The following is a 2506-nucleotide window of genomic DNA, read 5'->3' on the forward strand; positions in this document are numbered from 1 at the left end:
GACGCAGCACCACGCGCGAGGTCGCGGTCTTCTGGCGCTGGCGGGCGTAGGCCGAAAGAAGATCGTAGAGGCTCGCCTGGAATTTCGGATGCGAGATGGTCTCGACGCCCTCCGGCCCGCCGCGCAAGAACATGTCGCGGCCAAGCCGGGCGCGTTCGGTGAGCCTGTCGGCGGCGCGGCGCATCAGCTCCAGCCGGCGCAACCGTTCGGCGAGCGCGGCGGCAAGATCGGAGGCCGACGGTTCTTCGCCTTTCGGGGGCTCGGGCAGCAGCAGCCGCGACTTCAGGAAGGCGAGCCAGGCCGCCATGACGAGATAGTCGGCGGCGAGTTCGAGGCGCACCCGGCGGGCGGCCTCGATGAAGGCGAGATATTGCTCGGCGAGCGCGAGGATCGAGATGCGCGCGAGGTCGACCTTCTGCCGGCGCGCCAGTTCGAGCAACAGGTCGAGCGGCCCTTCGAATCCGTCGACGTCGACAAGAAAGGCCTCCTCGCCCGCGCCGCGGGGCTCGTCCATTTCGAAGCTCAGTTCCTGCGCCATAGAGGCTTTGCGCCTGTTTCCCTTGCCGAATCAGCCCTTCCTGGCGACTCAATGTGAGATTGGCCCTTAAGGCCCGCAATCGCAAGCGCCGCCTGCGCTTTGGGACGGCCGTCCACAGAAGAGGCCGCTACTGGAAAGGGTCGACAAGCCGCGGATCGTTCCCTTTCGCTTCATAAGCGTCGCGCAACCGGCGAAAGCGCCGCTCGCTGATCTCCTGCAAATTCAGCGCATCGGCGCAGCTCGCGTTGACTCCTGCCGCGCGCCACGCCATCGTTTCGACGAGCGTAGCCTTGTGAGTCTGGGATCAAGTGGCGGCTGGGCTCTCGATTGAGAGCGGGCCGGCAGAGTTTTCTCGAATTCGAGGGAAAAAACCAATGGGTAACAGGGGGACGAAGTTGCTGCGTTATGGGACGAGACCGCTTTATGTGATTGTTTTGGCAGGCGTCATTTCTGCCTTCGCGCCATCGGCGCGTGCGGCGTGCACGATGCCTTCGGGTTCCTACGCCGGCGTGAAAGCTGGTGGCGATTACTTCAATGCCACGGGAATCGACGGCTTTACTAACCAGATGCTTTACGGTGCGACCTCTATGACAATCACCGAGTTTCCCACGACCTCATTAACAGGGAAATTCAAGTGGGTCGCAAAGTTGTCGCTCTCACCGCCAACCAGCCCCCAAAATAGTATTGTAAACGCTGCTGGTACAATTTCGAAAATAACTGGTTACGATGCAACAACGTGTTCTGGAAATATAACAACGTACGCCGCTGCAGCTGTCACCCCTATTAATTGCACCGCTGGGCCTAGCTGCGCTCTTGGCGCCCAAACAGTTATACAGCTTGCACCGACGTTTAGATTTACAAGTAGCCAAGGCGGCGCTCACGTGACGCTCGCGCCTATATCAATTGACCCCATTGCGCCAGGAACCTACTTCGATCTATGGCGGCAGTGAACGCGACTCTGCCTGTCGGGCGTCATCAGCGCAGGACAGGCCCTGGCCTTGCAAGTTCGTTAGTCTCCAGAACAAGTCTGGCGTGACGAATTGCGCCCGACGGGGCGACAACGAAGTCGACGACTGGATCCTGACGGCGACGAGACCCGTTAGAATTCACGCCACCGCCCGCATCGCCGCGTCGAATTCGCGGGTCGCCTCGGCGACATCGAACGCCTCGACGCCGCCCACGCATTCGAGCGCCTTTTCCGCCCGCGCCAGCGCCTTGCCCGCCAGCGCCGGCGCGCCCTCGGCGACCGGGCGTGCTTCGGCAAGGTCGCCGTTGCAGTGCAGGACCATGTCGCAGCCGGCGCCGATCGCGCGCTCGGCCCGTTCGCGAAAGCTCCCCGTCAACGCCTTCATCGAGAGATCGTCGGTGATCAGCAGCCCGTCGAAGCCGATATGGCCGCGGATGATGTCGCCAATCACCGTCTTCGAGAGCGTGCCGGGCGCCGCAGGGTCGATCGCGGTGTAGACGACATGGGCGCTCATCGCCATCGGCAGATCGGCGTTGGCCTTGAAGGGCGCGAAATCGACGCGCTCCAGCTCCGCGCGGCCGGCCTCGACGACCGGCAACTCGAAATGGCTGTCGGCGCGGGCGCGCCCGTGCCCCGGAATATGTTTCATCACCGGAATAACGCCGCCCGCCATCAGGCCCTGCGCGGCGGCGCGGCCGATGGCGGCGACGCGCGCCGGGTCGCGGCTGTAGGCGCGATGGCCGATAACGCCATGGGAGTCCGCCGAAGGCGTATCAAGCACCGGCAGGCAGTCGACGTCGAACCCGACCGCTCGCAGATCATGGGCGATCAGCCGCGCGCCGAGCCAGGCGAGCCGCTCGGCCTGCGCGGCGTTGGCGCCCGCCGCCTCGAAACGCGCCGCTGCGGGATAGGCGCGCCAATGCGGCGGACCCAGTCGCTGAACGCGGCCCCCTTCCTGGTCGACGAGAATGGGCGCCTCGCGCCCAAGCGCCGCACGAACG

The 2506-nt window shown here is 64.4% G+C and carries 2 protein-coding genes; both read right to left on the bottom strand.

All coding sequences use genetic code 11. The features are described 5' to 3' along the window. Positions 1-538: ScpA family protein (locus tag QZ964_RS15370; RefSeq protein WP_292532517.1), on the bottom strand; the 538-nt coding region annotated here is incomplete at its 3' end. A 1106-nt stretch (positions 539-1644) separates the two neighbouring features. Further along, the coding region (locus tag QZ964_RS15375; protein WP_292532518.1) for a glycoside hydrolase family 3 N-terminal domain-containing protein at positions 1645-2506 on the bottom strand (862 nt) is incomplete at its 5' end.

This window comes from Methylocystis sp. (assembly GCF_021731785.1).
GTDB lineage: Bacteria > Pseudomonadota > Alphaproteobacteria > Rhizobiales > Beijerinckiaceae > Methylocystis.